Consider the following 6362-nt stretch of genomic DNA (forward strand, 5'->3'; position numbering starts at 1 on the left):
TCCTCAGGCCTCCGCGTAGACGCGCTCGAGCGCCTCCTCCGGCTCGGCGAAGGGCGCGGCCTCGGCGTACTCGACCGCCTCGTCGATCTCCACTTTGATCTGCGCGGAGATCTCCTCCTTCTTCTCCTCGTCGAGCACCCCGACCTCGAAGAGGTAGCGCTCGAAGCGAAGGATCGGATCCTTCTGCCGCCACTCTTCGATCTCCTCGCGCTCGCGGTAGCGCCGGTCGTCGTCGTCGGAGGAATGGGCGGTCAGGCGGTAGGTCTTCGCCTCGATCAAAGTCGGCCCTTCACCCCGCCGCGCCCGTCCGAAGGCCTCCTTTGCGACCTCGTAGACGGCGAGCACGTCGTTGCCGTCCACCGCCACGCCGGGGAAGCCGTACCCTTCGGCGCGCTTCGCGATCGAACCCGCGACCTGCAACTCCTCGGGCACCGAGATCGCATAGGCGTTGTTCTGCACCAGGAAGACGACCGGGAGCCTCCTCACCCCGGCGAAGTTCATCGCCTCGTGCCAGTCGCCCTCGCTGGTCGACCCCTCGCCGCCGGAGACGAGCACCACACCGTCCTCCCCGCGCAGCTTGAACGCCAGGGCACTCCCGACCGCCTGCGGATACTGCACCCCGACCGGCGCCGAGGCGGTGACGATCCTCAGCTCGCGGCTGGAGAAGTGACCCGGCATCTGCCGACCGCCGCTGTTGGGATCCTCTTTTTTGCCGAACAGGCTCAGGAACTGGTCTCGGACGCTCTGCCCGAGAAGCATAACCATTCCAAAGTCCCGGTAGTACGGATACAGGTAGTCGTACCCGGGCCGCATGTTGTACGCCGCCCCTACCTGCGCAGCTTCATGCCCCTGACAGGAGATCACGAAAGCCGCCCTGCCCTGACGGTTCAGGATCCACATGCGCTCGTCCGTCCGCCGCGCCAAGAGCATGGCACGGTACATCCTGATTAGGTCACCCTCGTCGAGACCTAGCGCCTCGTGCCTGGTGCGGGTCTTCTCCACATCCACTCCTCCTGCCTCGACCTCTCGCTGAACACAAGCGGGACAGGATGCCCTTACTCGATTCTACCAGAGCCCCGGATCGCCCGACCCTCGTCCTCTCCTTGAAATATCTGGTGGAGCCCGTAAGATCGATATTCGTGCAAGCGAATTAATTTCGGGAGGAAGCGCGATGGCGGAGAGGTTCGATGTCGTGGTGATCGGGATGGGCCCCGGTGGCGAGGTGGCGGCGAGCCGTTTGATCTCGGGCGGCAAGAGGATCGCCGTGGTGGAGCGCGAGCTCATCGGGGGCGAGTGCGGCTACTGGGCGTGCATACCCTCGAAGACGCTCCTGAGGCCGCCGGAGGTGAGAAACGAGGCGCGGCGGGCCTTCGGAACGGACACCCCCGCGCTGATGCTCGAAGAGGTCTTCGATTACCGGGACTACATGATCCGCCACCTCGACGACGCCGCGCAGGTCGAGGGCTACGAAGAGAAGGGCGCGCGGGTCTTCAAGGGCGAGGGCCGCATCGCCGGACCCGGACGGGTGGAGGTGAACGGCGAGACCATCGAGGCCAGTCACATCATCGTCGCGACCGGCTCCGAGCCCAACGTGCCTCCCATCGAAGGTCTCGATGATGTCACCGTCTGGACCAACCGCGAGGTGACGACGAGCCGCGAGGTCCCCGGACGCGCCCTCATCGTCGGCGGGGGGCCGAACGGCATAGAGACCGCCCAGTGGCTCACCCGCTTCGGCTCGGAGGTGACGATCGTCCAGTCGGCGGACCACCTGATAAACCGCGAGGATGCGCAGGTGGGCGAGCTCGCACGGAAGTACCTCGAGGAGGAGGGCGTGCGGGTGCTCACGGGCCGGAAGGCGGTCCGTGCCCGGAGAAACGGGGAGGCTGCGACCATCGAGCTCGACGACGGGACGCAGGTGGAGGCGGACGTGGTCGTGGTCGCCGCCGGGCGCACCCCGCGCACGGAGGGGATAGGCCTGGAGAACGTCGGGATCGAGCTCCAGGATGGAAGGCTCCCGATAGACGATCGCTGCCGGCTCGCCGAGGGGGTGTGGGCCCTGGGGGACGTGACGGGGGTGGCGCTCTTCACCCACGTCGCCAAGTACCAGGGCCGCGTCGTCGCGGACAACATCCTTGGCAGAGAGCGGCGGGCGGACTACCGGGGCATCCCCCGTGTGGTCTTCTCGGACCCGGAGATCGCCGCCTGCGGGCTCACAGAAGAGCAGGCCCGAGCGCAGGGCATCGACGCCGCCGTCGCCAGCATAGACCTCGCGGAGTCCATCGCCCGCCCCTACACCTACGAGGAGAATCCCCGCGGCACGCTCTCGCTCGTCGCCGACAGGGAGCGCGGGGTGCTCGTCGGAGCGTGGGCCGTCGCGCCTTTGGCGGGTGAGTGGATCCACGAGGCCGCACTCGCGATCCGGGCGGAGATCCCCATCGAGAAGCTCCTCGATTCGGTGGCCCAGTTCCCGACCTACTCCGAGGCGTACCTCCAGGCCCTGGAGAAGCTGGAACTCTAGGCGGCGGGACGCTGGAGGCCGAAAGTGAGCATCCAACGAACGGCGGCGGACGTCGGCATAGGGATGATCGGCGGCTATGTGGGCACGAAGATCATGGAGCGCGTGTCCATGAGGCTCTACGAGCTGGAGTCCGAGGAGGACCGCAGGCAGGAAGAGGAGGTCCGCCCCGGACCTCCCTTCGAGATAGCGGCCAGGAAGACGACCGAGGCTCTGGGACTGGAGCTCTCGGAGCCGCAGATCCAGGCGCTCGCCACCTACGGCTTCCACTACGGCCTGGGAATGGCCTGGGGACCGGCCTACACCTTATTGAGGAGGTGGACGGACCTCGGCCCCGTCTCCGCCGGACTCCTCGTGGGCGCCGCGATGTCCCTCATCGTGGACGAGGGGATGACGCCCTACTTCGGCTTCAGCGCCCCCAACCGCTCCTACCCCCTCTCGACACACCTCAGGGGCTTCGCCGCCCACCTGGCTTTCGGGCTCGGCGTCGCCGCCACCGCGGAGACGCTCTACCGGCCGGGCCGCAACGCAGCCGAAAGGGAATGACCCGGAGAAGACATGCCCGTCGGACACCACCGGAACTGATGAAAAGGAGGACGAAAATGATGCCCGGACACAGAGGCGGCAAGATGCAGAAGATCATGCCGTTCGTGGGGATGACCTTCATGGCAACCCAAACCGTAACCTCGATCCTGGAGGTCGTGTACCTGATCCGTATATACAGAAAACTGAACTCCCGAAACGCCGGACAGTGAAAAGATCGAAGCTCCCCTCCCATTGACAAATTTGCTTATTCGAATATTATTTGTTTAAGCGAATTGAATGGAGGTGGCTTTATGAGCCTGAAGCGGATGAAGATCGGTGGCATGACGTGCTCCCACTGCGAGGTTGCGGTGAGCCGGGCGCTGGAGGGCGCCGGGGCGCGCGAGGTTTCGGCGGACTTCCGCCGGGGCGAGGCGGTCTTCGAGGCTCCGGAGGGAGTGGACGAGGAAGGGCTGCGGGGAGCCGTCCGGGAGGCCGGCTACGAGCCCCGTTCGCTGGAGGACGTCCGGGAGCGCCGGGTCCGGGTGGAGACCGGGGGTGGCGGTTATGACTACGATCTGGCCGTGATCGGTTCGGGCAGCGCGGCGTTCGCGGCGGCGATCCGGGCCTCGGACGAGGGGGCGCGCGTTGCGATGGTCGAGAGGAGGACGGTCGGGGGGACGTGCGTGAACGTCGGGTGCATCCCCTCCAAGAACCTGCTCGCGGCGGCGGAGGCCTACCATCGGGCGGGGAGCAACCCGTTCCGGGGCGTCGAGACCACGGCCGGGGCGGTGGACTTCGGGGCGCTCGTCGGGATGAAGTCGGAGGTGGTCTCGAAGCTGCGCAAGGAGAAGTACGAGGATCTCGCCGCGGAGTACGGGTTCGAGATCGTCCGCGGAGAGGCCCGCTTCGTCTCGCCGGAGGCCATCGAGGTCGGGGGTAAAAAGATCACGGCGCAGAGTTACCTGATCTCGACGGGGGCCAGGCCGTGGGTTCCCCCGGTAGAGGGTCTCGAGGAGGCCGGCTACCTCACCTACGAGAGCGCGATGGAGCTCGATGAGCTCCCCGAGTCGCTCGTCGTCATCGGCGGCAACTACATCGGGCTCGAGATGGGCCAGCTCTTCGCCGACCTCGGGAGCCGGGTCACCATCGTGGAGATGCTCGACCGGCTCGCCCCCAACGAAGAGCCGGAGGTCTCGCGCTGGATCGAGGAGGTCCTGCGGGAGCAGGGCGTGGAGGTCATCACCTCCGCGCGGGTCGAGCGCGTCGAGGGCGGCGAAAACAACAGGCTGGTGATCGCCTCCTCGGGCGGCGAGGAGCGAAAGATCGCGGCCTCCGAGATCCTGGTCGCCACCGGCCGCCGCCCGGTGCTCGACGGGCTCGGGCTGGAGGAGGCCGGGATAGAGCGCGACGAACGCGGCGCCCTGGTGCTGGACGACGAGCTCCGGACGACCAACCCGCGGGTCTTCGCGGCGGGGGATGTCACCGGGGCCCCACAGTTCGTCTACGTCGCCGCCGCGCAGGGCACCCTCGCCGCCGAGAACGCCCTCCTCGGCGCCGGACGCGCGATGGACTACGCCGCACTGCCGCGGATCACGTTTACCACGCCGAACATCGCCGCCGTCGGCCTCACCGACGCCCAGGCGCACGAGGAAGGGTACGCGTGCGAGTGCCGGGTGCTGGACCTGGAGAACGTCCCCCGGGCCATCGTCAACCTCGACACCCGCGGGATGGTCAAGCTCGTCGCCGAGAAGGAGAGCGGGAAGGTCTTAGGGGTGCACGCCGTCGGCGAGAACGCCGGGGAGATCATCCTTGCGGGGGTGTACGCGGTGAAGTTCGGCCTCACCGTGCAGGATCTCGCCGACACCTGGGCACCGTACCTGACGATGTCCGAGGGAATAAAGCTCGCCGCCCAGTCCTTCGGGCGCGACGTCTCGAAGCTCTCCTGCTGCGCGGCGTAGAAGGAAGGAAGAGTGGGCTACGAGAAGAGAGTGCTGCCGGAGGAGATGCGGGAGCGGTTGCGGGAGGTCTTCGGGCTCCCGCATCTCGCGGAGCTCGATACGATCGGCGACCTGACCGACGCCTTCGCCCGCGAGCTTGCGGTCCCGCGGGTGGAGGATCTCGTCTCGCAGGAGAAGACCCGCCACGAGGCGCGCCTGCCCGGCGAGACCCTCCACACCCACTGCTTCGTGGACGCGCTGATGCTCCCGTTCGCGCTGCGCGGCGAGCCGGTCGAGGTCCGCTCGCAGAGTCCGACGGGCGGTGAGGTCACCGCGCTCGTCACCGAGGACGGCGTCGAGGCGAACCCCGAAAGCGCGGTCGTCTCCTTCGGCGTGGCGAGGAGAGGAGCCGGGCCGGTCCAGGAGGTGCTCTGCCCGTACCTGAACGCCTTCCGCTCGCTCGCAGATTATGAACGGTGGGCGAAGGAGAAGGAGTCCGAGGCGATCACGCTCGCCCTGACGCTGGAGGATGCGTTCGACCTCGCCCGGGACTGGTCCGGCGAGGGGGCGTGCTGCTAGGAGAGGAGGTGGAGACGAAGTGCCGGAAGCGTGCTGCTAGGAGAGGAGGTGGAGACGAAGTGCCGGAAGAGAGAATAGAGGAGAGCCCGCCGCTCGCAGGGGCCAGGATCGGGAAGGAGAGCCCGGACATGAAGGTCGCGGCCAAGCTCTTCGAAGGTTTCGCCGACCCGACGAGGATGTCCATCCTCGCGTACCTGGCACGCCGCGGCGAGGCGAGCGTCTCTGAGATCGTCGAGGCCGTCGGGGCGAGCCAGCCGCGGGTCTCGGTACACCTGCAGTGCCTTGCGTGGTGCGGCTACGTGAGGGGGCGGCGCGAGGGGAGGCGGGCCTACTACGCGATAGCCGACGAGCGGGTGCTCGAGATCCTCAGGCTCGGCGAGGCGCTCCTCGCGGACAACCGCGAGCACGTCGAGGCGTGCGAGATCACCGGCGAGTGCACCTGGACCGGGGAGCGGTGCAGATGAGGCGGAAGATCGTGGGCTACGTGCTGGCGGCGAGCGCGATCGTCGCCTGCCCGTGCCACCTGGCCATCACCCTCCCGATCCTGATCGGGCTGCTCGGCGGCACCGCGCTGGGAGCGGCGCTCGCGGCCCATACGGGACTCGTCGTCGCCGGGGCGAGCGCGTACTTCGTCGCCGCGCTCGCGGTGGGCTTCTACCTCATAAGCCGCAGGAAGCATCAGGGAGAGGGCGATAAGGGTGAGGCGTGCCGCCTTCCCGCCGGCCCCGAGAGCAGACGCCGTCCCAGGAAGGAGGGCAGCAGGAGGTGAGGAGGCTTATCTCGCTCTTTGCCGGGCTGGTGCTCCT

Annotated in this window: 8 protein-coding genes; 7 read left to right on the forward strand and 1 reads right to left on the reverse strand. The window is 67.7% G+C overall.

Annotated features, from left to right (window positions below; translation table 11 throughout):
* Positions 1–3 precede the first annotated feature (3 nt).
* A complete protein-coding gene (locus AC6EKW_RS09145; protein WP_498514252.1) occupies positions 4–942 on the reverse strand; it encodes a thiamine pyrophosphate-dependent dehydrogenase E1 component subunit alpha in 939 nt (312 codons plus the stop codon).
* 229 nt (positions 943–1171) lie between these two features.
* Between AC6EKW_RS09145 and AC6EKW_RS09150 the strand changes: the two genes are divergently transcribed.
* The 7 genes from AC6EKW_RS09150 (at position 1172) to AC6EKW_RS09180 (ending at position 6325) form a co-directional block, all read left to right on the forward strand.
* Entirely contained in the window at positions 1172–2518 is a 1347-nt protein-coding gene (locus AC6EKW_RS09150; protein ID WP_498514234.1) for a dihydrolipoyl dehydrogenase family protein, read from the forward strand.
* Positions 2519–2542: 24 nt separating this feature from the next.
* Positions 2543–3061, forward strand: a complete 519-nt coding sequence (locus AC6EKW_RS09155) for a DUF1440 domain-containing protein (RefSeq protein WP_498514235.1) — start codon at positions 2543–2545, stop codon at positions 3059–3061.
* A gap of 59 nt (positions 3062–3120) precedes the next feature.
* Positions 3121–3270, forward strand: coding sequence for a hypothetical protein (locus tag AC6EKW_RS09160; RefSeq protein ID WP_498514236.1), 150 nt, complete (start codon positions 3121–3123; stop codon positions 3268–3270).
* A gap of 81 nt (positions 3271–3351) precedes the next feature.
* Positions 3352–4998 (forward strand): mercury(II) reductase, encoded by a 1647-nt coding sequence (merA, locus tag AC6EKW_RS09165; RefSeq protein WP_498514237.1) that lies wholly within the window; start codon positions 3352–3354, stop codon positions 4996–4998.
* A 12-nt stretch (positions 4999–5010) separates the two neighbouring features.
* Complete coding sequence (locus tag AC6EKW_RS09170; RefSeq protein ID WP_498514238.1) at positions 5011–5556, forward strand: alkylmercury lyase family protein; 546 nt, start codon at positions 5011–5013, stop codon at positions 5554–5556.
* Positions 5557–5615: 59 nt separating this feature from the next.
* Positions 5616–6020 (forward strand): ArsR/SmtB family transcription factor, encoded by a 405-nt coding sequence (locus AC6EKW_RS09175; RefSeq protein WP_498514239.1) that lies wholly within the window; start codon positions 5616–5618, stop codon positions 6018–6020.
* Entirely contained in the window at positions 6017–6325 is a 309-nt protein-coding gene (locus tag AC6EKW_RS09180) for a hypothetical protein (RefSeq protein ID WP_498514240.1), read from the forward strand. Before AC6EKW_RS09175 ends, AC6EKW_RS09180 begins: the two co-directional genes overlap by 4 nt.
* Positions 6326–6362 lie beyond the last annotated feature (37 nt).

Source organism: Rubrobacter sp. M3-4 (assembly GCF_059772285.1).

Excerpts from the sequence above, each read along its gene's own strand:
- AC6EKW_RS09150 (WP_498514234.1), top strand. The coding sequence starts at position 1,172 with ATGGCGGAGAGGTTCGATGTCGTGGTGATCGGGATGGGCCCCGGTGGC.
- merA (WP_498514237.1), top strand. The coding sequence starts at position 3,352 with ATGAGCCTGAAGCGGATGAAGATCGGTGGCATGACGTGCTCCCACTGC.
- AC6EKW_RS09160 (WP_498514236.1), top strand. The coding sequence starts at position 3,121 with ATGCCCGGACACAGAGGCGGCAAGATGCAGAAGATCATGCCGTTCGTG.
- AC6EKW_RS09180 (WP_498514240.1), top strand. The coding sequence starts at position 6,017 with ATGAGGCGGAAGATCGTGGGCTACGTGCTGGCGGCGAGCGCGATCGTC.
- AC6EKW_RS09145 (WP_498514252.1), bottom strand. The coding sequence starts at position 942 with ATGTACCGTGCCATGCTCTTGGCGCGGCGGACGGACGAGCGCATGTGG.